The organism is Geodermatophilus sp. SYSU D00766, from assembly GCF_054049915.1.
On sequence record NZ_JBJGYI010000004.1, the window covers coordinates 52,884 to 76,295 of the forward strand.

Here is a 23,412-nt window from a genome sequence, read left to right on the forward strand (position 1 = left end):
CGTTCGTCTGCTGTTCGTCTCCACGTTCCCTCTCCCGTCCCGGCCGCGCGGCACGGCCCGCAGGAGGTGACGTGCCGGCGTCCCGGAACTGAGCGGTCAGCCCTCGGAGACGGCGAAGCCGGCCTCCTCGAGCGCGCCGACGACGGACCGCGCGTGGTCGGGGCCGCGGGTCTCGAGGACGACGAAGACCTCCACCTGACCGAGGTCCAGGCGGGTCGCGGTCCGCTCGTGCTCGACCTCGAGCACGTTGGCCCCCACCCCCGCCAGCACCGACAGCACCGCCGCGAGCGAGCCGGGCCGGTCGGGCACCCGCAGCCGCAGCCGCAGGTAGCGGCCGGCCGCGGCCATGCCGTGCTGCACGACCTTGAGCAGCAGCACCGGGTCGATGTTGCCGCCGGAGACCACCGCGACCACCGGCGGCCGGAACGCCGTCGGGTCGGCCAGCACCGCGGCCACCGCCGCCACCCCGGCCGGCTCGACGACGAGCTTGGCCCGCTCCAGGCAGAACAGCAGCGCCTGGGACATGTCCTCCTCGGTCACCGTGCGGACCTCGTCGACCAGGTCGCGCACGTGCGCGAACGTGAGGTCCCCGGGCGACCCGACGGCGATGCCGTCGGCCATCGTGGCCATCCCGGACAGCGCCACGGGCCGCCCCGCGGCCAGCGACCCGGGGAACGCCGCGGCCGCGGCGGCCTGCACGGCCACCACCCGCACGCCCGGCCGGCGCGCCTTCACCGCCGCCGCCACCCCGGACACCAGCCCGCCGCCCCCGGTGCAGACGACGACCGTGGCGACGTCGGGGCACTGCTCGAGGACCTCCAGGCCCACCGTGCCCTGCCCGGCGATGACGTCGGGGTGCTCGAACGGGTGGATGAAGACCGCGCCGGTCTCCTCCGCGTGGGCGACGGCCGCGGCCAGCGCCTCGGTGAGGTCCGCCCCGCTCAGCCGCGCGTCGGCGCCGTAGCTGCGCGTGGCCGCCACCTTGGGCAGCGGTGCGGTCTCGGGCATGAACACCGTCGCGCGGATGCCGAGCATCCGGGCGGCGAGCGCGACGCCCTGGGCGTGGTTGCCGGCGCTGGCCGCGACCACGCCGCGCGCCCGCTCCTCCGGCGTCAGGCGGGACAGCCGGGTGTAGGCGCCGCGGAACTTGAACGAGCCGGTGTGCTGCAGGTTCTCGCACTTGAGGTGCACCGGGCCGCCCACCCGCTCGGCCAGCGCCCGCGAGTGCTCCAGCGGCGTCCGCCGGGCCACCCCGTCGAGCAGGGCGGCCGCCGCGGCGACGGCGTCCTCCGAGACCAGCTGCACACCCACGCCCGGGACTCCCACGCCCGGGATCCTCGCAGGCCCGGCCCGCGGCCGACCGCTGCGGCCGTTCCCCGAACGTCCCCCCGCGTCGTACCGTGGCTGAGGTGACGGACGTCGCACCAGCGCAGACCCCACCCGCACCCACGACCCTCGGCGAGCTCCGCGACTCCGGAGCCGCCTTCCGGCCGGTCAAGGCCGAGATCCGCGCCAACCTGCTCACCCGCCTCGGCGCCGGTGAGCCCACCCTGCCCGGCATCGTCGGCTTCGAGGACACCGTCGTCCCCGAGGTCGAGCGGGCCCTCATCGCCGGCCACGACCTCGTCCTGCTCGGCGAGCGCGGCCAGGGCAAGACCCGCCTCATCCGCACCCTCGTCGGCCTGCTCGACGAGTGGACCCCCGTGCTGGCCGGCAGCGAGCTCAACGAGCACCCGCTGCACCCGATCAGCGTCTGGGGGCGCCGGCAGGTCGCCGAGCACGGCGACGCCACCCCGGTGACCTGGCTGCACCGCAGCGAGCGGTTCGGGGAGAAGCTGGCCACCCCCGACACCAGCGTCGGCGACCTCATCGGCGACGTCGACCCGATCAAGGTCGCCGAGGGCCGCACCCTGGGCGACCCCGAGACCGTCCACTACGGCCTGGTGCCCCGCACCAACCGGGGCATCTTCAGCGTCAACGAGCTGCCCGACCTCGCCGAGCGCATCCAGGTCGCGCTGCTCAACGTGCTCGAGGAGCGCGACATCCAGATCCGCGGCTACCGCGTCCGGCTGCCGCTGGACCTGCTGCTGGTCGCCAGCGCCAACCCCGAGGACTACACCAACCGCGGGCGGATCATCACCCCGCTCAAGGACCGCTTCGGTGCCGAGGTGCGCACCCACTACCCGCTCGAGCTCGGCGACGAGATCCGGCTGCTGCGCCAGGAGGCGCAGACCAGCGGGCTCGGCGCACCGAGCGGGCACGACGCGTTCGACGCCCCCGTCGTCCCGGAGCACCTGCTGGAGATCGTCGCCCGCTTCACCCGGCTGGTCCGCGAGTCCAGCCACGTCGACCAGCGCTCCGGCGTCAGCGCCCGGTTCGCCATCGCCGGGCTGGAGACCGTCGCCGCCTCCGCCGTCCGCCGGGCCGCCGTCGCCGGGGAGACCCGCCCGGTCGCCCGCGTGGTCGACCTGCCGAGCGTCGTCCCGGCCAGCCGCGGCAAGGTCGAGTTCGCCGACTCCGGCGCCGACCCCGACGACGACCGGGAGCTGGAGGTGCTGGAACACCTGCTGCGGCAGGCCACCGCGCAGACCTTCCGCGCCCGCTGCGGCGGGCTGGACCTGACCGGGCTGCAGGAGCACTTCACCGGCGGGGAGACCGTCGAGTCCGGCGAGCTGGTGCCCGGCGCGGCGCTGCTCGGCCAGCTCGGCACCATCCCGCGGCTGGCCGAGCTGCTCGGCCGCCTCGGCGTCCCCGAGGGCGAGCAGTCCGCCGAGCAGGCCGCGGCCGCGGTCGAGTTCGCCCTCGAGGGCCTCTACCTCACCCGCCGGCTGGCCAAGGACACCGACGGCACCCGCACGGTGTACGGGGCCTGACGGTGGTCCGCCCACGCCCCGGCAGGGGGTACCGGTACGGCCGCTGGCGGGGCGGGCCCGACCCGCTCGCCCCGCCCTACGACCTGGGCAGCGCCGTCGACGAGATCGGCGACTCGGTGCTCGGCGGCAGCGGCGTGCGGGAGGCGCTGCGGGAGCTGCTGCGCCGCGGCATGGACGGCCGCCGCGGCCTCGACGAGCTGCGCCGGTCGGTCCGCGAGCGGCTGCGGCAGGCCCGCACCGCCGGCCGGATGGACGGCACGCTGCAGGAGGTGCGCGAGCTGCTCGACCGGGCGCTGGACGCCGAGCGGCGCGAGCTGTTCCCCGACCCCGACGACGCCGCGCGGCTGGCCGAGGCCGAGCTCGACGCGCTGCCGGAGGACACCGCCGGCGCCGTGCGGGCGCTCAAGGACTACCCGTTCCGCTCCGCCGAGGCGCGCGAGGCCTACCAGCAGATCCAGGACCTGCTGCGGCGGGAGGTGCTCGACAGCTCCTTCGCGCACATGAAGCAGGCGCTGGAGAACGCCACCGAGCAGGACGTGCAGGCGGTGCGGGACATGGTCGCCGACCTGTCCTCGCTCATCGACGCGCACAACCGCGGCGAGGACACCGACGAGCGGTTCCGCGAGTTCATGGACAGGCACGGGCAGTTCTTCCCCGACGACCCGCAGTCGGTGGACGAGCTGATCGACTCCCTCGCCCGCCGGGCCGCCGCGCAGGAGCGGATGATGGCCGGCCTGTCCCCCGAGCAGCGGGCCGAGCTGGCCGACCTGATGGCGCAGACGATGTCCGACCTCGGGCTGGCCAGCGAGATGGCGCACCTGCAGGACGCGCTGCGCCAGGCCCGTCCCGACCTGCCGTGGGGCCAGCGCGGGCAGGTCCCCGACGGCGAGCAGGCCCTGGGCCTGGGCGACGCCACCAGCGCCGTCGCCGAGCTCGCCGACCTCGAGGCGCTGTCCAACCAGCTCTCCCAGGGCTACGCCGGCGCCTCGCTGGCCGACGTCGACGAGGAGCTGCTGGAGCAGGCGCTGGGCCGCGACGCCGTCGCCGACCTCGCCGCGCTGCGGCAGCTCGAGCGCGAGCTGGAGCGGCAGGGCTACCTCAACCGGTCCGACGGCAAGCTCGAGCTCTCCCCCAAGGCGGTGCGCCGACTGGGCGCCACCGCGCTGCGGCGGGTGTTCGCGAAGCTCGACGCCACCGGCCGCGGCGAGCACGACGTCGCCGACGCCGGGGCCGCCGGGGAGCTGACCGGCGCGTCGCGGGAGTGGCACTTCGGCGACGAGCAGCCCCTCGACGTCGTCCGCACCGTCCGCAACGCCGTGCTGCGCACCGCCGGGGGCACGCGCGGGGACCGGCGGGTGCGGATCGCCGTCGAGGACTTCGAGGTGGTGGAGACCGAGCGGCGCACCGGCGCGGCCGTGGCGCTGCTGGTCGACCTGTCCTACTCGATGGCGCTGCGCGGCACGTGGGGCGCGGCCAAGTCGACGGCGATGGCGCTGCACTCCCTGGTGACCACCCGGTTCCCGCAGGACGCCATCCAGATCATCGGCTTCTCCTCCACCGCGCAGGTGTTGCGGCCCGAGACGCTGGCCGAGCTGTCGGTGGACACGCTGCAGGGCACCAACCTGCAGCACGGGCTGATGCTGGCCCGGCGCTTCCTCGCCCGGCACCGCGACGCCGAACCGGTGGTCCTGGTGGTCACCGACGGCGAGCCGACCGCGCACCTGGAGGACGACGGCACGCCGTACTTCTGCTGGCCGCCGATGCCCGAGACGATCGCCCGGACCGTCGCCGAGGTGGAGCGGGTGGCGCGGTCGGGGGCGACGCTCAACGTCTTCGCCCTCGACCCGGAGCCGAGCCTGGTGCACTTCGTCCACGACATCACCGCCCGGGCCGGCGGCCGGGTGTTCACCCCCGACTCCGACCGGCTCGGCGAGTACGTCGTGGCCGACTACTTGCGCACGCGCCGGGGTCGGCGGGCGCGCTGAGTCCTGCGCTCCGGGCGAGTCACCACCGCATGACCGAGTACGTGCAGACCTCCGACGGCACCCGCATCGTCTACGACCGGGAGGGTGCCGGGCAGCCGCTGGTCTGCGTCGGCGGCGCGGGCCAGTTCCGCGCCGTCGACCCGGACACCCGGGAGCTGTCGGCCGAGCTGGCCGCCCGCGGCTTCGACGTCGTCGTGTACGACCGTCCCGGCCGCGGCGAGAGCACCGGCGACCCGCCGTTCGGGCTGGCGGGTGAGGTGGCGGCGATCCGTGCGCTGCTCGCCGTCGTCGGCGGTCGGGCGTGGCTGTACGGCAGCTCCTCCGGCGGCGCGATCGCCCTGGCGGCGGCCGCCGAGCTGCCCGGCGTCGAGCGGCTGTTCCTCTGGGAGGTCCCCCTCGGCGAGGAGGAGGCCTCCGACGGCGCGGAGCACCTCGCCGCGATCCGTGCGCTCGTGGCCGCCGGCGACCGGGAGGGCATCTGGCGGCTCTACACCGACGGCATGCCGCCGGAGTGGTTCGAGCAGATGCGCTCGGGGCCGCAGTGGCCGCTGTTCGAGCGGATGGCACCGACCCTGCAGGCCGATGCGGAGGCGCTGGCCTGGACGCAGTCGGCGCCGCGGGCACGGCTGTGGGCGCCGGTGCGGGCCCACGCCGTGGTCCTGCTCGGGACGACCACCTTCCCCTTCATGGCCGACGCCGCCGACTCGATCGTGCGCTCGCTGGCGTCGGCGGAGCGCGCGACGGTCCCCGGCAGCGACCACCGCTGGCGGGCCGACGACCTCGCCGGCGTGCTGGCCGGCTCCCTCCCGGTCAGCGGCGGACCGGGTGGGACCCGCTCGAGCTGACCCCCGGGATCGCGCCGGCGCGGAAGGCGTCGACGAAGAGCCGGTGGTCCTCCTGCGTCTGGCGGGCGTAGGCGTGGGCGAAGGCGACCAGCTCGTCGAGGAACTCCTCGCGGCGGTCCCCCACCATCGCCGTGATCGCCTCCTCCGTCTGGAAGCCGACGAGGGCGTGGTCGCTGTCGGCGTCCCCGACACAGTGCAGCTTCGCGGTCGCCCGGCCCAGCTGGGCCATCACCGGCGCGATCTCCTCGGGCTCGGTGAGGTCCTCCCAGTCCAGGTCGTTCTCGTAGGGCGAGAGCTCCTGGACGACGAAGCCGACGCCGTCGATCTCGGTGTGGCCGAGGAACTGCGAGGCGTTGGACTGCAGCGCCCGCTGGCTGACCGCCGTCCGGTGCCCGTGGTGCTCGAAGTACTCGGCGATCCGCCGGTCGCGGACGATGCGGCTGGGAGCGGCGACGTTGCCCTGCTTGAGGGACAGCACGACGTCGTTCTCCAGCGCCTGGTCGTAGCCCTCGAGCAGCACGTTGTAGGCGGGCAGGCCGGCGCTGCCGATGCCGAAGCCGCCGGTGCCGATGACGTCCTTGACGTCGTAGGCCACGTCGCGGCGGCGCACCGGCGGCACCACCGTCGTGCGCCAGCGGTCCAGCGCCGCCAGCACCCGGTCGCGCTCGGCGTCGTCGAGCCGCCGCGCGCGGCCGCCGTCGGCGAAGCGGCGCCGGTAGTCCTCGACGACGGTCATCCGGTCCAGCAGCGCGGCGCGGGTGCGGGTGGTCGTCTCGAGGATGGCCTCGCGGACCGCGCCCTCGGTGTCGGCGGCGGTGAGGGCGAAGGTGCGGTCGTCGTCGGAGCGGGTGAAGGCCTCGACCTGGTCGAGGTAGGCGGTCAGGTAGGTGCGCAGCAGCTCGGAGATGACGTCGTCACCGAGGGCCTTGCGCCAGGCCAGGAGGGCGAAGCTGGCCGCGAACCGGCGCAGGTCCCAGGTGACGTGGCCGAGGTAGGCCTCGTCGAAGTCGTTGACGTCGAAGACGATCCGCCCGGCGCCGTCCATGTAGGTGCCGAAGTTCTCCGCGTGCAGGTCGCCCTGGATCCACACCCGGCTGGTGCGCTCGTCGGCCCACCGGTCCTCGAGGACGTCCATGTCGGCGTAGAACAGGCACGCGCTGCCCCGGTAGAACGCGAACGGGTCGGCGGCCATCTTGCGGAACTTGGTGCGGAAGGCGTCGGCGTCGGCGGCCATCAGGTCGGAGAAGGCGTCGACCAGGACGTCGACGATCAGCCGCGACCGGTCACCCGACGTTCCTCCGGAAGCCACCCGCAGGGGGGATTCGGACACGGAGGGGACCGTAGAGGCTCGCTAGCCTGCAGGACAGGTGGTCGCACGGCGTGACGATCGGGGTGGCGGTGACTCGAGCGGGCAGGGCACGACGGCTGGTGACCGCCGCCGCCTACGGAGGCGGCGGGGTGGGCCTGGCCGGCGCCGCCCTGCTCGCGCTGCTGCGCCTGGAGGCCCGCTCGGCCCGGCGCCGCGTGGAGGCGCGGACGTCGAAGCAGCCGCCGCCCTCGGGGAACGGCGTCTACGGCCGGGGCCGCGGCCGCACCAAGCCGCTGGTGTTCACCGTGCTCGGAGACTCCAGCGCCGTCGGCCTGGGCGCCGAGCGCGCCGAGGAGACGCCGGGCGTGCTGCTGGCCGCGGCGCTGGCCGAGCTGGCCGAACGCCCCGTGCGGCTGGTCCGCGTGGCGGTGTCGGGCGCGGAGTCCTGCGAGCTGGACCCGCAGGTCGAGCAGGCGCTGGCCGCCCGTCCCGACCTCGCACTCATCATGATCGGCGCCAACGACGTCACCACCCGGACCCGCCCGGCGGACTCGGTGCGCCACCTCGCCCAGTCGGTGCGGCGGCTGCGGGAGGCCGGCGCGGAGGTCGTCGTCGGCACCTGCCCGGACCTCGGCACGATCCGGCCGATCGCCCAGCCGCTGCGGCTGCTGGCGCGGCGGTGGAGCCGCCAGCTGGCCGCCGCGCAGACCATCGCCGTCGTCGAGGCCGGCGGTCGCACGGTGTCCCTCGGCTCGGTGCTCGGCCCCTCCTTCGCCCAGGACCGCACGCTGTTCAGCGTCGACGAGTTCCACCCGAGCGCCGCGGGCTACGCCTCGGCCGCCGCCGTCCTGCTGCCCGCGCTCGCCGACGCCGTCGGCGTGTGGCCGGCCCGGGACGAGCAGCGGCGGCTGCGCGGCAGCTCGGTCCGCCCGGTGGCCCGGGCCGCCGCCCGCGCCGCGGGTCGTCCCGGCACCGAGGTCCGCGCGACCGAGGTCCGCGGCTCGGCCGCCGGCCCCTGGGGCACCTGGGCGCGGCTGCTGCGCCGCCGGCCCAGCGACCTGCCGACCCCGGAGCAGGTCAGCGAGGCCGTGGAGATCCCGGTCGGCTGACCGGGGCCCTGCAGCGGGGTCCGGCGGCTACCCAGGGGTAGTTTCCGGGGTGACCCGACACCCGGTGCTCCCCCGGCCGGGAGCCCGCCTCACCGCGGAGGACCCCATGCCCGAAGCCGTCATCGTCGCGACCGCACGCTCACCCATCGGTCGCGCGTTCAAGGGGTCGCTCAAGGACCTGCGGCCCGACGACCTGGCCGCCACCATCGTCCGCGCCGCGCTCGACAAGGTGCCCGCGCTCGACCCGCACGACATCGACGACCTCATCCTGGGGTGCGGCCTGCCCGGCGGCGAGCAGGGCTACAACATGGGCCGCGTCGTCAGCGTGCTGCTCGGCATGGACCACCTGCCCGGCACCACGATCACCCGCTACTGCTCCTCGTCGCTGCAGAGCACCCGCATGGCCATGCACGCGATCAAGGCCGGGGAGGGCGACGTCTTCATCTCGGCCGGCGTCGAGATGGTGTCGCGCTTCGTCAAGGGCAACAGCGACTCGCTGCCCGACACGAAGAACCCGGCCTTCACCGACGCCGAGGCGCGGGTGGCCAAGGTCGCCGAGAGCGGCGCGGACTCCTGGACCGACCCCCGCGAGAGCGGCGACGTCCCCGACGTCTACGTCGCCATGGGGCAGACCGCCGAGAACCTGGCACTGCTCAAGGGCGTGACCCGGCAGGACATGGACGAGTTCGCCGTCCGCAGCCAGAACCTGGCCGAGAAGGCCATCGCCGAGGGTTTCTGGGAGCGGGAGATCACCCCGGTCACCACCCCTGACGGCACCGTCGTGACCAAGGACGACGGCCCGCGCGCCGGCACCACCCTGGAGGGCATCGCCGGCCTCAAGCCGGTCTTCCGCCCCGACGGCCGGGTGACCGCAGGCAACGCCTGCCCGCTCAACGACGGCGCCGCCGCGGTGGTGGTCATGAGCGACACGAAGGCCCGCGACCTCGGCCTGACCCCGCTGGCGCGCGTCGTGTCGACCGCGGTCACCGGCCTGTCGCCGGAGATCATGGGCTACGGCCCGGTCGACGCCTCGCGGCTCGCCCTGCAGCGGGCCGGCCTGACCATCGACGACATCGACCTCGTCGAGATCAACGAGGCCTTCGCCGCGCAGGTCATCCCGAGCTACCGCGACCTGGGCATCGACATCGACAAGCTCAACGTGCACGGCGGCGCGATCGCCGTCGGCCACCCGTTCGGCATGACCGGCGCCCGCATCACCGGCACGCTGATCAACGGCCTGCAGACCAGGGACAAGACCCTGGGCCTGGAGACCATGTGCGTCGGTGGCGGCATGGGCATGGCGATGGTGCTCGAGCGCCTGTCCTGATGAAGGACCCCCTCGCCCCCCGCCACTCGCACGCTCGCGGCGGGACCCTGCGAGGGGGCCGTTCCCACACGTAAGAAGCCAGTGGCCCGGCCCCCGTGAGGGGACCGGGCCACTGGCGTGCGGTGCGCTAGTTGTCCTGGAAGTAGGACAGCAGCCGCAGGATCTCCAGGTACAGCCAGACGACCGTGACCAGCAGGCCGAAGGCGATGTACCAGGCGAACTTGGCCGGGGCGCCGCGGCGGATGGCCTGGTCGGCCATGTCGAAGTCGAGCAGCAGCGAGAAGGCCGCCACACCGATCACGACGAGGCTGAACACGATGGCCAGCGGGCCGCCGTCGCGCAGGCCCAGACCGCCCGGGGTGAAGAAGCTGGCGATCAGGTTGACCAGCACGAGCGCCAGGACGCCGAACAGGGCGCCGACGATCCAGCGGGTCAGCTTGGGGGTGACCCGGATGGCGCCGGTCTTGTAGACGACCAGCATGCCGGCGAAGACGCCGAAGGTGCCGATGAGCGCCTGCACGACGATGCCGGGGTAGATGGAGTTGAACGCCTCGCTGATGGCGCCGAGCGCGACACCGTAGAGCGCGCCGTAGGCCAGCGTGGCCACCGGGTTGGCGATCTGCTTGAAGCTGATCACCAGGCCCAGGACGAAGGCCACGAGCACGGCCGGCAGGGCGATGCCCCACGCGGCCTCTCCGGGCAGCGCCCAGACGGCGGCGGCGGCCAGGACGGTGACCAGGAACGACAGGCCCGTCTTCTGGACGACGTCGTCCATCGTCATGTAGCGCGTGGCCGGCGGGCTGAACGGAGCCGGCGCCGGGGCGCCGTACTGCTGGTCGCCGTAGGGCTGGCCGTAGCCCTGCGGCGCGCCGTAGGGCTGGGGCTGGCCGTAGCCGGGAGCGGCGTTGCCCTGCTGGCCGTACGGCTGCCCGTACTGCTGGCCGTAGCCGGGAGCGCCGTAGCCCTGCTGGCCGCCGCCGGAGGCGGCGTTGGCGAAGCCCCGGCCGAAGACGGGGTTGTGGCTGGGCATCGTCATCTCCTCGAGGTGACTGGTCGGTCGGTGGGCTGCTGTCCGCGCACCCCACTCGGTTGCTGTAACGCCGCAGGCGGCCTGCGCGTTCCGCACCGGGAGAGCTCACCCGAGGGGGTGGAGACGGCCGTGGCGCCGCCCCCGGGTGGGGACGGCGCCACGGCTGCGTGCACTCAGGCGGTCAGACCTCGTCCGTCGGGGTCAGCTCTCTTCCCCGAGGTCGTGGTCGTGGTCGTGGTCGAGTCCGCCGCCACCCGCCGGGTTGGGGTTCTCCGCCCGGAAGCGGCGGTTGTCGGGGTCACCCTCGAGCGTGCCGCCGGGCACCGGCCGGCCGGACACGCCGTTCACCCGGGACGTGTCGTAGGCCAGGGTCAGCACCGAGTAGGCGATGGCGTCGGAGTTCGTCTCGAGCGCCTCCGGGTCGACGTTGGCGATCGTGTCCCCGGCCTGGTGGTAGTTCGGGTCGTAGGCCACGCCCGCGGTACCGCCGTACAGCGGCACCTGGTAGTCCTTCTTGAGGACCTCGGCGCCGGTGAACAGGCCGCCGGAGGGGATGTCGGCCTCGATGAACGCCTGGTAGTCGCTGCGGCCGCTGAACTCGGTGCCCTCGTACCACAGCTCGTTGGCCTCGAAGTAGTCCTCGAGGACGTACTCGATCTGGTCCGAGCCCTCGGGGACCGGGACACCCGCCGGCGCCGGGAAGTCCGACTGGTCGCCGTCGTAGATGAACCGGGCGAAGTTCGGCGAGCCGACCATGTCGAAGTTCAGGTACAGACCGATCCGGTCCTTCTCCGACTGCGGCAGGGTGCTCACGTAGTGCTCGGAGCCGAGCAGGCCGAGCTCCTCGGCGCCCCACCAGGCGAACCGGATGGTGTTCTCCGGCTTGAGCTTGGTGATGTTCTCGGCGACCTCGAGGATCGCCGCGCTGCCGGAGCCGTTGTCGTTGATGCCCGGACCCGCGAGCACGGAGTCGAGGTGGGCACCGGCCATCACCACGTTGTCCGAGGTGCGGCCGGGCAGCTCGGCGATGACGTTGTAGGTCTCGCGGATCTCGCTGTCCGCGTCGACGGCGATGTCGACGGTCGTGCCCGCAGCGGCGAGCTGCTGACCCAGGGCCGTGGGGACGCCGATGACCGGGATGGTGATCCCAGGAGCACCCAGGGTGCCGTTGAGCGGGCCCGCCGTGTTGTTGTAGACGATGACCGCGTCGGCGCCGGCGGCCTCGGCGTTCTGGGCCTTGATGGCGAAGGCGCAGCCGCCGCGCTGGACGAGGGCGACCGTGTCGGCGGCGAAACCGGTGAAGTCGGTGGCCTCGCAGCCGCTGCCGAGGCCCGTGCCGGCGAGGTCGACCGGGGTGACGACGCCGTCGTCCACCGTCCCGGCGCCGGTGTAGGTCATCGGCGCGTAGTCGGTGCCCACCGTGTACGCCGTCGCCGTGGGCGTGACCCGGCTGAACGAGCTGCTGTGCAGCTGGAAGAACGGGAAGTCGAACGCCTGCCGCGTGACGTCGTAGCCGGCCGCGTCCAGCCGCCGCTCCACGTACTCGACCGAGGCCAGGTAGCCGTCGGTGCCCGAGGCGCGGTTGCCGTCGTGGGCGGTGGCGATCTCCTGGAACGCCTCGAGGTGCTCGGTGACGCCCTCGAGGGTGACGCACTCGGTCAGCTTGGCGACGGTGTTGTTGTTGCGGGTCTCGCAGCCGCCGGCAGCCCCGGCGGGCAGCGCAGCGACCACGCTCCCGGCCAGCGCGAGCACGCCGGCGCTACCGACCACGGCGAGCCGTGACCGGCGGGACGGGTGGACCTGGGTCATGGACGACTTCTCCTCGCGTACGGAGTGAGCTCCGGTGCTCACGAGGGGTCACCCTGTCAAATGGGTCACCGCGCGCGTCAAGACCTGTCTTTTCTTCGGTCCGTCGTGTAGTGGGCCGAAGATCGTCCGTCGCGCGGTGCCCCCGGTGGGACTCGAACCCACACTGCGACCCTTTTAAGGGGCCTGCCTCTGCCGATTGGGCCACGGGGGCGGGAGCGGGCCGCCGGCCCGCGAGAGGTCGGCCGGCCCGCGGGGTGGTCAGCCGGCCTGCGCGCGGTCGCCGGCGGAGGGAGCCGGCAGGTGCCCGGCGCTGCTCAGACCCGCCGCGGTGACGAACTCCCGGCGCGGGTCCTGCAGCTGGCCCAGCGCGATGACCTCGCGGCGGAAGACCGAGGCCAGCGTCCAGTCGGCGACCACCCGCGCCTTGCGGTTGAAGGTGGGCACCCGGCTGACGTGGTAGCTGCGGTGCATGAACCACGCCGGCCAGCCCTTGAGCTTGACGCCGTAGACCTGGGCCACGCCCTCGTGCAGGCCGAGGCTGGCCACCGACCCCGCGTAGGCGTGCCGGTAGGGTCGCGGCCGCCCGCCGCGCAGCACCGCGACGACGTTGTCGGCCAGCCGCTTGGCCTGCCGGACGGCGTGCTGGGCGTTGGGGGCGGTGGTGGCGCCGGGCTGGTCCTTGGTCAGGTCGGGCACCGCGGCGAGGTCACCGGCGGCCCAGGCGCCGTCGAGCCCGCTGACCTGCAGCGTGGGCTCGCAGCGCACCCGGCCCCGCTCGTCGAGGGGCAGGTCGGTCTGCGCCAGCAGCGGGTTGGGCTTGGTGCCGGCGGTCCAGACCAGCGTGTCGCTGGCGAAGGAGTCGCCGTCGCTGAGCCGGACCACGCCGTCGTCGGACACCTCCTCCAGCCGGGTGTTCAGCCGCACGTCCATGCCGCGCGCGGTGAGCTGCCGGACCGTCCAGGCGGCCATGTCCAGGTCGACCTCGGGCAGGATCCGGCCGGTGGCCTCGACCAGCACCCAGCGCATGTCGCCCGGTGAGAGCCGCGGGTAGTAGTGGACGACGGCGTAGCGGGCCATGTCCTCGAGCTCGGCGAAGGCCTCGATGCCGGCGTAGCCCCCGCCGACGAAGGTGAAGGTGAGCGCGCGGGTGCGCACGGCGGGGTCGTCGGTGGAGGCGGCGGCGTCGAGCCGGGCCAGCACGTGGTTGCGCAGGTAGATGGCCTCGCCGACGGTCTTGAAGCCGATGCCGTGCTCGGCCAGCCCCGGGATGGGCAGGGTGCGGGCCACCGACCCCGCGGCCATGACGAGGACGTCGTAGGAGATCTCGTAGGGGGCGCCCTCGGCGGGCGCGATGCGGGCCCGCCGCTGCGCGTGGGACAGCCACACCACCGCGCCGGTGACCACCCGGCAGCGCGGCAGCGTGCGGCGCAGGGGGACCACCACGTGCCGCGGCTCCACCGAGCCGGCCGCCGCCTCGGGCAGGAAGGGCTGGTAGGTCATGTGCGGCTGCGGGTCGACGACGACGACCTCCGCCTCACCCCGCGACAGCCGCTTCTGCAGCCGCAGGGCCGTGTAGAGGCCGACGTAGCCGCCTCCCACGACGAGGACCACCGGACGGGACGCGACAGCCGGGCGGGACGACGCCATGCGCCCAGCCTAGGGGTGGACGGACCCGTCCTCCCCCCGTTCGGCGCCGGTGCCGGCGAGCTCGGTGGCGCGGGCGAGCACCGCGTCGAGCATCGGCTCGGTGAGCCGGCCGGTGAAGGTGTTCTGCTGGCTGACGTGGTAGCAGCCGAGCACGGTGAGCTCGCCCCGCGGCCCGGAGACGGTCACCTCGGCACCGTGGGCGAACGCCGGGCGCGGCCGGGGCAGCGCGTACCCGGCCGCGGCCAGCACCGGCCACAGCGCCGTCCAGCCGAAGCCGCCCAGGACGACGGCGACCCGCAGCCGCGGCAGCAGGGCCAGCTCGCGGGCCAGCCACGGTGAGCAGGTGTCGCGCTCGGCGGGCGTGGGCGCGTTGTCCGGCGGGGCGCAGCGGACGGCGGCGGCGATGCGGACGTCGGTGACCGCCAGGCCGTCACCGACGTGGGTCGACGTCGGCTGGTTGGCCAGTCCCGCCCGCCACAGCGCGGCGAAGATCCAGTCGCCGCTGCGGTCGCCGGTGAACACCCGGCCGGTCCGGTTGCCCCCGTGCGCGGCCGGCGCGAGCCCGACGACGGCGATCCGCGCGTCGGCCGGGCCGAGGCCCGGCACCGGGCGGCCCCAGTAGTCCTCGTCGCGGAAGGACGCCCGCTTGACCCGGGCGACCTCCTCGCGCCAGGCCACCAGCCGGGGACACGCGCGGCAGCCCGAGACGCGGGCGTCGAGGACGGCGAGGTCCCGGGCCGCCCGGGCGGAGCGCACGACACCGGCCGGGGTGCGGGTGACCGGGAACCCCTGGGTGTCGACCGCCACGGTCCCAGTGGACCACCCGGCAGCCGATCTCCCCCTTTCTGGGGTCGGCGGCGCCGCTCGCCGTCCCTAGGCTCGGACCGGTCAGCGACCCGGCCGGACGGCGGGCGGCGCGGGGCGGACGAGAGGTGTCGACGGGTGAGTACAGCGGCGGGTGCACGCCGGATCGGTCCCGCGGTCGCACCGGAGCCGGTGCCGCCCTCCCCGGACCGGCCGCGCACGGAGGTCGCCTCCCGGCAGCGGGAGCTCGACGCCCTGGCCGCGGCCTGGGACGACCTGTGGCGCCGGACGCCGGCCGCGACCGCCTTCCAGAGCCACGCCTGGGTCAGCGCCTGGGCCCGCGCGTACGTGCGCGACGGGCAGCTCGCCGTCGTCACGGTGTGGGACGGCGACACGCTCGTCGCCGCCGCTCCGCTGCACCGCGTGCGCCGCGGTCCCGTCGCGGCCCTCGCGCCCCTCGGTGGCCCGCTGAGCGACGCCACGGACGTCCTGGTCGACCCGCGGGTGCCCGACGCCGGGACCCGGCTGGCCGGCGCGCTGCTGCAGGTCCCCGGCTGGCGTGTCGTGGACCTGCCCGAGGTCCTGCCCGGCTCCACCGCGCAGGAGTGGACCCGGCACTGGCCCGGCCCGGTCCGCCGCGCGCCCTCGTCGCTGAACCTGCAGCTGCCCGTCATGCCCCAGGCCGGGGTCCTCGCGCGGATCCCCACCCGGACGGCGGGGACGCTGCGCCGCAAGCTGCGCAAGATCGACAAGCTGGGGGTCGAGCGCAGCGAGCTCGCCCCCGACGCCGTCCCCGGCGCCGTCCCCGAGCTGATCCGGCTGCACGAGGCCCAGTGGGCCGGCCGGCGGGGCAACCCCGAGCACCTCACCGAGCGGTTCGGCACCTTCCTCACCGAGGCCCTCGGTCCGATGGTCGGGCGCGGCCAGGCGGTGCTGGTGGAGTACCGGCTCGACGGCCGGCTGGTGGCCGCCGAGGTCGACCTCGTCGGGCACCGGCAGCTGGCCTACTACCTGGCCGGGATCGACCCGGAGCTGCGCCAGCACGCCGACACCTCGGTGCTGCTCGTCAGCGGCGCCCTCGAGCTGGCCGGCCGGCTGGGCCTGGCGGAGTACTCCTTCCTGCGGGGCGACGAGGACTACAAGCTGCGCTGGCGCCCCGACCCGGTGACCGCCGAGCGGGTCCTGCTCGCCCGGCCGGGCCTGCTCGGGTCGGGCGGCTACTTCCCGGCGACCGCCGCGACCTCCGCCGTCCTCGCCCTCGCCCGGCGGGTGCTGACCGGCCGCGCGCGGGAGCTGGCCCGCAGCGCCATGCACCGCGTCCGCCAGGTCCGCGCGGGCGACTGACCGCGCCGGTGACGGGCGGCCGCCGGGGTGGCAGGGCATGATCACCGCATGGCCAGGAAGACCAAGCCGCCGCTGACCTGGAAGCTGCTCGGGACCGGTGCCGCCACCCTGTCCGGCATCGCCGTCCGCAAGCTCACCGACGCGGCCTGGTACGGGGTGCGCGGCACGACGCCGCCGAAGAACCCCGCCGCGCCCGGCGTCTCCTGGCCCGACGCGCTGGCCTGGGCGGCGTTCTCCGGGCTCGCGGTCGCCGCCGGCCGGCTGCTGGCCGCCCGCGGCGCCGCCGCGGCCTACCAGTCCCTCACCGGCAAGGTCCCGCCCGGCGTCAACGAGGCCGGCTGAGACCGCTAGCCGCGCGCCAGCCCGAGCGCGATGCCGTCGAGGATGTCGTGCTCGCTGACGACGACCTCGTCGAGCGCGAACGCGTCCATGACCACCCGCAGCACGAGCGCGCCGGCGCCGATGACGTCGACGCGCCCCGGGTGCATGACCGGCTCGGCGGCCCGGCGCTCCCGGGTGGCGGTGAGCAGGCCGGCGGTGACCGAGCGGACCGCCGACACCGGGATCCGCGAGCCGTGGATGGCCGCGGCGTCGTAGGCCGGGAGCCCCAGCGCGAGCGCGGCCACGGTGGTCACCGACCCCGCCAGGCCCACCAGCGTCGCCGTCTCCGCCACCGGCACCGCGTCGGCCACGTCGGCGAGCGCGGCGCGGATGTCGGCCTCGCTGCGGCCGATCTCGTCGGCGGTGGGCGGGTCGCCGTGCAGGTGCCGTTCGGTGAGCCGCACGCAGCCGACGTCGACCGAGCGCGCGGCGCGGACCCCGCCGGCGTCGCCGAGCACGAACTCCGTCGAGCCCCCGCCGATGTCGACCACCAGGTAGGGCGGGCGCGGCGGCGGGTCGCCGTGCGCGGCCGCGGCGGCGTCCAGGGAGGCGGTGGCGCCGAGGAAGGACAGCCGGGCCTCCTCGTCGCCGGCGACGACGTCGGGGAGGCGGCCGAGGGTGGCCAGGACCATCGCCTCGAAGTCGGCCCGGTTGGCCGCGTCGCGGGTGGCGCTGGTGGCCACCATCCGCACCGCCGTCGCGCCCAGGTCGCGGGCCTGGGCGGTGTACTCGGCGAGCACCAGGCGGGTGCGCTCGATCGCCTCGGGGGCGAGCCGGCCGGTGGCGTCGACACCCTGGCCGAGCCGGACCACCTCCATGCGCCGCAGCAGGTCGGTGTGCGGCCCCTCGGGCGGCACGTCGGCGACCAGCAGGCGGATGGAGTTGGTGCCGCAGTCGACGGCGGCGACCCGCGTCACCGGTTCTCCTCCCCGGGGAGCGCGCAGGGGCCCTGCCCCCACCACTCCCCCATCTCGGCCACCGCGCGGTCGCCGACCGGGTTGACGCCCGGGCCCGTCGCCAGCGCGTGGGCGGCCAGCGCGTGCAGGCACTTGACGCGGTCGGGCATGCCGCCGGCGGTGCTGCGGGTGGGCAGCTCGCCGAGCGCGTCGCGCTCGGCGAGGTAGGCCTCGTGCGCGGCACGGTAGGCCTCGGCCAGGCCGGGGTCGGTGCCGAGGTCGGCCTGCCACTCCCGCATCCGGCCGGCCGACTCCAGCCGGCTGGCCGCCGCGGAGGCGCGCGGGCAGGTCAGGTAGTACAGCGTCGGGAACGGGGTGCCGTCCTCCAGCCGCGGCGAGGTCTGCACGACGTCGGGCTGCCCGCACGGGCAGCGGTGGGCCACCGCCCGCACCGCGCGCGGCGGCCGGCCGAGCTGGCGGCCGACGACCGCGCGCTCCTCGGGCGTGATCGGCTCCCGCACCCGCTCCCCCGGCGCGGTCACTCCGGCTCCCCGTCCGCTCCGGCCACCGAGCCGAGCAGCTCCTCGTACCAGGGCCGCGCGGTGGTGTCGGGGGCGTCGGGGAGCGTGCCGGCGTCGCCCTCGGCCGCCTCGCCGTCGACCACGACGACGAGCCGGTCGCCGGGCAGCACGTAGGCCAGCCGCTCGCGCGCCTCGCGGGCGGCCCAGTCGGGGTCGGACTGGCGCGCCAGCTGCGCCTCGAGGTCGGCGATGCGCTCGTCGTGTGCGGTGCTCTCCGCCGCCAGCCGGGCGAGCTCCGCGCGGCCCTCGAGCCACTGCCGCACCGGCCCGGCCAGGGTGAGCGCCAGGAGCAGCAGCAGCCCGACGAGCAGCACGCCGCGACCGGTGACCAGCGGACGGCGGGCGGCCGCCGGACGCGACGCCTGCCGCGGCGTGCGCCGGCCCGGGCGGCGGGCGTCGGGACGGCTCCCGGCGCCCGAGCGCGTCCCGGCCGGCACCGGCCGGGACGCGGCGTTCGACAGCGGCCGGCCGGTGGAACGCCGCCGGCCGGTGCCCGCGCTCACCTGGGTCAGCGGGCCCGCAGGCGCGGGAAGGCGGCCGCGCCGGCGTAGCGCGCGGCGTCGTCGAGCTCCTCCTCGATGCGCAGCAGCTGGTTGTACTTCGCCACCCGCTCGCTGCGCGCCGGGGCGCCGGTCTTGATCTGCCCGCAGTCGGTGGCGACGGCGAGGTCGGCGATCGTGGTGTCCTCGGTCTCCCCCGAGCGGTGGCTCATCATGCAGCGGTAGCCGTTGCGGTGCGCCAGGCCCACCGCGTCGAGGGTCTCGGTCAGGGTGCCGATCTGGTTGACCTTGACCAGCAGCGCGTTGGCGGCCCCGCGCTCGATGCCGTCGCCGAGGCGGGCGGGGTTGGTGACGAACAGGTCGTCGCCGACGATCTGCACGCGGTCGCCGAGGGCGGCGGTCAGGGCGATCCAGCCGTCCCAGTCCTCCTCCGACAGCGGGTCCTCGATGGAGACGATCGGGTAGGAGTCGACCAGGCCGGTGTAGTACTCGGTCATCTCCGCGGAGCTGAGCTGCCGGCCCTCGAAGGCGTAGGCGCCCTCGGAGTGGAACTCGGTGGCGGCGACGTCGAGGGCGAAGACGACGTCCTCACCGACGGTGTACCCGGCCTGCTCGACGGCGCGGGAGATGAGGTCGAGGGCGGCGCGGTTGCTGGCGAGGTCGGGCGCGAAGCCGCCCTCGTCACCCAGGCCGGTGGACAGGCCCTCCTTCTTCAGCACCGACTTGAGCGCGTGGTAGCACTCGGCGCCGGTGGCCAGCGCCTCGGCGAAGGTCGCCGCCCCGATCGGGGCGATCATGAACTCCTGGACGTCGACGTTGCTGTCGGCGTGGGCGCCGCCGTTGAGGATGTTCATCATCGGCACGGGCAGCAGGTGCGCCGAGGGGCCGCCGACGTAGCGGAACAGCGGCAGGCCGGTGGAGTCGGCGGCCGCGCGGGCCACCGCGAGGCTCACGCCGAGGATGGCGTTGGCGCCGAGGCGGGACTTGTCCGGCGTGCCGTCGAGGTCGAGCAGCCGCTGGTCGACCAGGCGCTGCTCGGTGGCCTCGTAGCCGACGAGCTCCGGGCCGATGACGTCGAGCACGCCGTCGACGGCGCGGGTGACGCCCTTGCCGCCGTAGCGCTCACCGCCGTCGCGCAGCTCCACCGCCTCGAAGGCGCCGGTGGAGGCGCCGCTGGGGACCGCCGCGCGGGCGATCGTCCCGTCGTCGAGGGCGACCTCGACCTCCACGGTGGGGTTCCCGCGCGAGTCCAGGATCTCCCGCGCGCCTACGGCGTCGATGCTCGGCACGGGGTGCAGCCTAGCCAGCCGCGCCCGGGCCGCTCGCCCGCCGCGCGTGGCCAGCGGACTCCTGTAACGGAGCGATCACGGTGCGGCCGCGGCGGAACCGATCCGGCGCTAACCTCGAGGTGGCGGACGTCTCCCCCACGTCTGCGCCGTCGGAGGACCCGATGACCGAGCGCCAGCAGCAGCGCCCCCTCGGACCCGGCGCGGGAGCCGCGCCTCCGCCACCTCCCGGGGAGGCGGACACCGGGACCGGGCCCACCGTCCTCGGGTTCCCGCCGGACACCGCGGAGGACGACGTCGAGGACGTCGAGCCGGCCCCGGGGGGCACGGCGGTGGCCGGGGTGGCGGTCGGCCCCGGACTGGTCTACGTGCGGCGCCCCGACCTCGTCGCCGGCGCGCTCCTGCTGCTGGCCGGCGTGGCCGACGGCGCGAGCGTGTGGCTGCCGTGGGACCGGGGTGAGACGACCACCGGCCTGGACCTGGTGGTCCGCGCCGTCGGCGCGGCCCGGGAGGGCGCCGCCGAGCTCGCGCGCACCGGCCTGTGGCAGCCGGCGACCGTGGCGGTCGGTGGCGCCGTGCTCGTCGTCCTCGGGCTCCTGGTGTTCCGTCCCGCGCGCGGCCACCGGGTGTCCGGGGTGCTGGCGCTGGGGGTCGCCCTGGCCGTGGCCGCCGCGGTCGTGGCCCGGCTCGCCGACGCCGGCTGGGACCCGCGCGCACCCGGGTGGGGCGTCTGGTGCGCCGCCGCGGTCGCCGGTCTCGGCGTGCTGGGCGCGCTGAAGGCCGCGCTCACCGCGCCCCGGGTCACCACGGCGCCGGCCGAGCGGCTCCCGGTCGGCTAGGACCGGCCCCGCCCGTCCGTTCCGGGTGCGGTGGTGGGGTCCGACGCGTCGCCGGGCTCCCGTCGCAGCCGGCCCCGCTCGTCGAGCAGGGCCAGGGCCGCCGGGTCGACGTCGGCGAGCTCCCTGCTGAACAGGTACCCGGGGTCGACCGGCTGCCGGCCGAGCAGCCGGCCGACCGGGGCGAGCGCGCCGAACAGCACGCGCTGCACCCGCGGCGGCGGCGAGGTGAAGACGATCGTGTCGCGGTAGGCGCGCAGCGTCACCGCCGCCTGCAGCAGGTGGGGCAGCCCCCGGGCGTCGACGAGGCCGTCGCGGGCCAGGCCGAAGGTGGTGGCCACCACCCGGACGAAGCGGTCGCCGGGGGCGACCTCCACGAGGACCTGCGCCTCCTCGTCGCCGACCTGCCACCAGTCGTGCTCGGTGCCCGGGGGGACCTCGGCCGACTCGCCGGCGCCGAGCACCGCGTCCTCCCCGCCCACGCGGAAGGCGACCTGCCCGGCCAGCACGAGGAACCGCTCGGCGGACCCCGGGTGCACGTGCGGGGCCGCGACCCGGCCGCCGGGCCGGACGAACAGGTGGGCGACCAGCGTGCGGTCGGGGTGCCCCTCGGGGTCGGTGAGCAGCACCGCGCGCTCCCCGGTGCGGGGGTTGGTGAAGACCTCTCCCCGGCGCGGGGAGTGCAGGGTCTCGGGCTCCATCGCGATCACCGTCCTCTGCCGGTGCCGCGACCATCGTGGCGCTCCCCGGGACGGGAGCGCCAGGACCTCAGCCCCGCGCGCGGCGGCGGGCCTCGGCGTCGAGCTCGCCGGCGTAGCGGCGCACCGCCTCCCGGAGGGCGTCCTCGACGTCCCAGCCGCGCTCGGCGGCCGCCGCGACGACGGCGAGCAGCCGCTCGCCCAGCTCCTCCGGCGAGGCCGAGCCCAGGTCGGCCGGCTCCGGCGTGAGGTACCCGGCGCGCGCGGCCCGGCGCAGCAGCGCGGTCCCCCACGCGGTGGCCGGCTGCGAGCGCGAGACGCCCTCGGTGGGCGAGCGCCGCTGCTTCTCCGCCTGCTTGATCTCCTCCCAGCCGGCCTCGACGCCGGCCACGTCCCGGGGGCCGGCGTCGCCGAAGACGTGCGGGTGCCGGCGGACGAGCTTGTCCACCAGGTCGCCCGCGACGTCGTCGACGTCGAAGCGCCGGTCGGGTCCGGCCTCGGCGGCGACGCGCGCGTGGAACACGACCTGCAGGAGCACGTCGCCGAGCTCCTCGCGCATGGCCGCGGGGTCGTCGTCGACGATCGCGTCGTAGGCCTCGTGCGCCTCCTCGAGCAGGTAGCCGCGCAGCGAGGCGTGGGTCTGCTCGGCGTCCCAGGGGCACCCGCCCGGTGAGCGCAGCCGGTCCATCACCGCGACGACGTCGAGCAGCCGGGCGCCGGGCGGCTCGGGAGCGCCCTCGACCACCTCGGCGCCGGGCACGGACTCCCCCGGCCCGGCCAGCACGGCGACGTCGCCGTCCAGCTCGGCGGGGGGTCGGCCGTGGGTGGGCGCCCGGCACCCGGTGGGCCGCTCCGCCCCCCTCGGCCCCGCGCCCGGCCCCGCGAGCACCCCCCCCCCCAACCCCGGGCGGGGCGCCGCGCCCGCGGGGGGGGGCCCCGGCGGGGGGACCCCCCCGGGCGGGGGGGGCCCACCCGCCCCGCGGTGGCCGCCGCGCCGGGCAGCGCGACGACCCGCCGGCCGTCCAGCGCCGCCCAGCCCGCCGGGCCGAGCAGCCCGGGCAGCCGGGGGCTGACCGTGACGACGACCGGCGGCACGCCTCAGCCCCCGGCCGGGGCGGTCGGGTCCCCGGTCGAGGCGCCGGTCGTGTCCTCCGTCGTGTCCTCGAGGAGGTCCACGACGCCGCCGTCGGCCTCCTGCACCACGTCGTCCTCGAGCACGCCGTAGCGCGGGTTCACCTTGGTCGACAGGTCGTCGCTGACCTCCTGGACCACGGCGGCGCCGGCCTCCTCCACCCCGGTCGCGGCCTCGCTCTCCAGCTGCGGGCGGACCTGCTCGAAGGTCGGCGTCGTGCGGCCGCCCACGAAGACGACGACCACGCCCGGCACCTGCGGGAGGGTCTGGGTGAAGCCGGTACCGGCCGGCGCGGCGGCGATGCCCTCGGCCAGCGGCCCGCTGACCTCGCTCGCGGTGGTCGGCTGCAGCTGCGGCAGCGTGTTCTCGCCGGGGAACCGCGCCGCCACCGCCGGGTAGGAGGCGGGATCGGCGGTCAGCTCGGCGAGGGCGGCGTCGGCGGTGGCCTGGTCGGGGACGACGAAGTAGCCCAGCTGCAGCTGCTCGAGGCCGGCACGCTCCTGCTCGTAGCGGGCCCGCAGCGCGGCCTCGTCGAGCGCACCGGCGTCGCCGGTGGCGGCCCCCAGCTCGCGGCGCAGCAGCTGCTGGCGGGCGCTCTCCCGGACGTCCTCGGCCGAGTAGCCCTGCGCGGCGGCCTGCGCGTACAGCGCCGAGGCGTCCTGGCCGGCCAGCGCCTGCTCGATGAACGCGTCGAGCTCCTCGTCGGTGACCTCGACGTCGTGCTGACGGGCGGCCGCGGCGTAGACCTCCTCGCGCACCAGCAGGGTGAGCACCTGGCGGGTGTAGTCGGTCCCCTGGCCGCCGACGGCCTCGGCGATCGCCGGGTCGGCGAGCCGTTCGTCGACGGCCGCCTGCAGCTCGGCGACGGTCACCTGCTCGTCGCCGACGTAGGCGGCCACCGACGGCGAGGTCCGGCAGCCGGCCAGGGCCACAGCGGCCAGGCCGACGGCGATCGACGCGGTCAGCCGACGGGTGCGCACCAGCGGAGCCTGCCACACCCGGCGCGGGGTCCGGTGCAGG

At 75.8% G+C, this 23,412-nt stretch carries 21 protein-coding genes and 1 tRNA gene; 8 read left to right on the forward strand and 14 right to left on the reverse strand.

Annotation, left to right across the window (positions count from 1 at the left end):
* Nucleotides 1–96: 96 nt before the first annotated feature.
* On the reverse strand, nt 97–1,326 hold the full coding sequence (gene ilvA, locus ACI8AD_RS05295) for a threonine ammonia-lyase (protein ID WP_456869482.1): 1,230 nt from the start codon (nt 1,324–1,326) through the stop codon (nt 97–99).
* 83 nt (nt 1,327–1,409) lie between these two features.
* Here ilvA and ACI8AD_RS05300 point away from each other — a divergent pair, with 83 nt between their 5' ends.
* From ACI8AD_RS05300 to ACI8AD_RS05310, 3 genes are read left to right on the forward strand one after another with little or no spacing between them, the layout of a single operon-like run.
* Nucleotides 1,410–2,873, forward strand: a complete 1,464-nt coding sequence (locus ACI8AD_RS05300) for a sigma 54-interacting transcriptional regulator (protein ID WP_456869483.1) — start codon at nt 1,410–1,412, stop codon at nt 2,871–2,873.
* Nucleotides 2,874–2,875: 2 nt separating this feature from the next.
* Nucleotides 2,876–4,858, forward strand: coding sequence for a VWA domain-containing protein (locus ACI8AD_RS05305; protein WP_456869484.1), 1,983 nt, complete (start codon nt 2,876–2,878; stop codon nt 4,856–4,858).
* A 29-nt stretch (nt 4,859–4,887) separates the two neighbouring features.
* A complete protein-coding gene (locus ACI8AD_RS05310) occupies nt 4,888–5,703 on the forward strand; it encodes an alpha/beta fold hydrolase (protein WP_456869485.1) in 816 nt (271 codons plus the stop codon).
* On the opposite strand, the gene ACI8AD_RS05315 is transcribed toward ACI8AD_RS05310, so the two are convergent.
* Nucleotides 5,669–7,033 carry a DUF2252 domain-containing protein gene (locus ACI8AD_RS05315; RefSeq protein ID WP_456869486.1) on the reverse strand — a complete coding sequence of 455 codons (1,365 nt, stop codon included), beginning with the start codon at nt 7,031–7,033 and terminating at the stop codon, nt 5,669–5,671. The genes ACI8AD_RS05310 and ACI8AD_RS05315 overlap by 35 nt on opposite strands.
* Nucleotides 7,034–7,131: 98 nt before the next feature.
* On the opposite strand from ACI8AD_RS05315, the gene ACI8AD_RS05320 reads away from it, so the two are divergent.
* Together ACI8AD_RS05320 and ACI8AD_RS05325 are read left to right on the forward strand one after the other, a co-directional pair.
* Nucleotides 7,132–8,121 (forward strand): SGNH/GDSL hydrolase family protein, encoded by a 990-nt coding sequence (locus ACI8AD_RS05320; RefSeq protein WP_456869487.1) that lies wholly within the window; start codon nt 7,132–7,134, stop codon nt 8,119–8,121.
* A gap of 106 nt (nt 8,122–8,227) precedes the next feature.
* Nucleotides 8,228–9,448, forward strand: coding sequence for an acetyl-CoA C-acetyltransferase (locus ACI8AD_RS05325; protein ID WP_456869488.1), 1,221 nt, complete (start codon nt 8,228–8,230; stop codon nt 9,446–9,448).
* A gap of 127 nt (nt 9,449–9,575) precedes the next feature.
* Here the strand turns inward: ACI8AD_RS05325 and ACI8AD_RS05330 are convergent, their stop codons facing one another.
* The 5 genes from ACI8AD_RS05330 to ACI8AD_RS05350 all read right to left on the reverse strand — a co-directional run bounded on the left by ACI8AD_RS05330 (nt 9,576) and on the right by ACI8AD_RS05350 (nt 14,741).
* Complete coding sequence (locus tag ACI8AD_RS05330) at nt 9,576–10,478, reverse strand: Bax inhibitor-1/YccA family protein (protein ID WP_456869489.1); 903 nt, start codon at nt 10,476–10,478, stop codon at nt 9,576–9,578.
* A gap of 201 nt (nt 10,479–10,679) precedes the next feature.
* Complete coding sequence (locus tag ACI8AD_RS05335) at nt 10,680–12,287, reverse strand: M28 family metallopeptidase (RefSeq protein ID WP_456869490.1); 1,608 nt, start codon at nt 12,285–12,287, stop codon at nt 10,680–10,682.
* 137 nt (nt 12,288–12,424) lie between these two features.
* Nucleotides 12,425–12,498, reverse strand: a tRNA-Leu gene (locus ACI8AD_RS05340).
* A gap of 47 nt (nt 12,499–12,545) precedes the next feature.
* Nucleotides 12,546–13,934: an NAD(P)/FAD-dependent oxidoreductase gene (locus tag ACI8AD_RS05345; RefSeq protein WP_456869491.1), complete on the reverse strand. Its 1,389-nt coding sequence runs from the start codon at nt 13,932–13,934 to the stop codon at nt 12,546–12,548.
* Nucleotides 13,935–13,943: 9 nt separating this feature from the next.
* Complete coding sequence (locus ACI8AD_RS05350; RefSeq protein ID WP_456869492.1) at nt 13,944–14,741, reverse strand: uracil-DNA glycosylase; 798 nt, start codon at nt 14,739–14,741, stop codon at nt 13,944–13,946.
* 189 nt (nt 14,742–14,930) lie between these two features.
* On the opposite strand from ACI8AD_RS05350, the gene ACI8AD_RS05355 reads away from it, so the two are divergent.
* Nucleotides 14,931–16,082, forward strand: coding sequence for a GNAT family N-acetyltransferase (locus tag ACI8AD_RS05355; RefSeq protein ID WP_456869493.1), 1,152 nt, complete (start codon nt 14,931–14,933; stop codon nt 16,080–16,082).
* 48 nt (nt 16,083–16,130) lie between these two features.
* A complete protein-coding gene (locus tag ACI8AD_RS05360) occupies nt 16,131–16,424 on the forward strand; it encodes a DUF4235 domain-containing protein (protein WP_456869494.1) in 294 nt (97 codons plus the stop codon).
* A gap of 5 nt (nt 16,425–16,429) precedes the next feature.
* On the opposite strand, the gene ACI8AD_RS05365 is transcribed toward ACI8AD_RS05360, so the two are convergent.
* The 4 genes from ACI8AD_RS05365 to eno are packed head-to-tail and all read right to left on the reverse strand — an operon-like array spanning nt 16,430 to nt 19,729.
* Complete coding sequence (locus ACI8AD_RS05365; protein ID WP_456869495.1) at nt 16,430–17,380, reverse strand: Ppx/GppA phosphatase family protein; 951 nt, start codon at nt 17,378–17,380, stop codon at nt 16,430–16,432.
* Complete coding sequence (locus ACI8AD_RS05370) at nt 17,377–17,901, reverse strand: DUF501 domain-containing protein (protein ID WP_456869496.1); 525 nt, start codon at nt 17,899–17,901, stop codon at nt 17,377–17,379. Before ACI8AD_RS05370 ends, ACI8AD_RS05365 begins: the two co-directional genes overlap by 4 nt.
* A complete protein-coding gene (locus ACI8AD_RS05375; protein WP_456869497.1) occupies nt 17,898–18,443 on the reverse strand; it encodes an FtsB family cell division protein in 546 nt (181 codons plus the stop codon). The genes ACI8AD_RS05370 and ACI8AD_RS05375 overlap by 4 nt, the downstream gene beginning before the upstream one ends.
* 5 nt (nt 18,444–18,448) lie before the next feature.
* Nucleotides 18,449–19,729 carry a phosphopyruvate hydratase gene (eno, locus tag ACI8AD_RS05380; RefSeq protein ID WP_456869498.1) on the reverse strand — a complete coding sequence of 427 codons (1,281 nt, stop codon included), beginning with the start codon at nt 19,727–19,729 and terminating at the stop codon, nt 18,449–18,451.
* A 161-nt stretch (nt 19,730–19,890) separates the two neighbouring features.
* Between eno and ACI8AD_RS05385 the strand changes: the two genes are divergently transcribed.
* Nucleotides 19,891–20,565 carry a hypothetical protein gene (locus ACI8AD_RS05385; protein ID WP_456869499.1) on the forward strand — a complete coding sequence of 225 codons (675 nt, stop codon included), beginning with the start codon at nt 19,891–19,893 and terminating at the stop codon, nt 20,563–20,565.
* On the opposite strand, the gene ACI8AD_RS05390 is transcribed toward ACI8AD_RS05385, so the two are convergent.
* From ACI8AD_RS05390 to ACI8AD_RS05400, 3 genes are all read right to left on the reverse strand, one after another.
* A complete protein-coding gene (locus ACI8AD_RS05390) occupies nt 20,562–21,263 on the reverse strand; it encodes a cupin domain-containing protein (protein WP_456869500.1) in 702 nt (233 codons plus the stop codon). The two genes, ACI8AD_RS05385 and ACI8AD_RS05390, sit on opposite strands and share 4 nt — an antisense overlap.
* Nucleotides 21,264–21,330: 67 nt before the next feature.
* Nucleotides 21,331–22,149, reverse strand: coding sequence for a MazG family protein (locus ACI8AD_RS05395; RefSeq protein WP_456869501.1), 819 nt, complete (start codon nt 22,147–22,149; stop codon nt 21,331–21,333).
* 209 nt (nt 22,150–22,358) lie between these two features.
* Nucleotides 22,359–23,372 (reverse strand): SurA N-terminal domain-containing protein, encoded by a 1,014-nt coding sequence (locus tag ACI8AD_RS05400; protein WP_456869502.1) that lies wholly within the window; start codon nt 23,370–23,372, stop codon nt 22,359–22,361.
* Between the last annotated feature and the right edge of the window lie 40 nt (nt 23,373–23,412).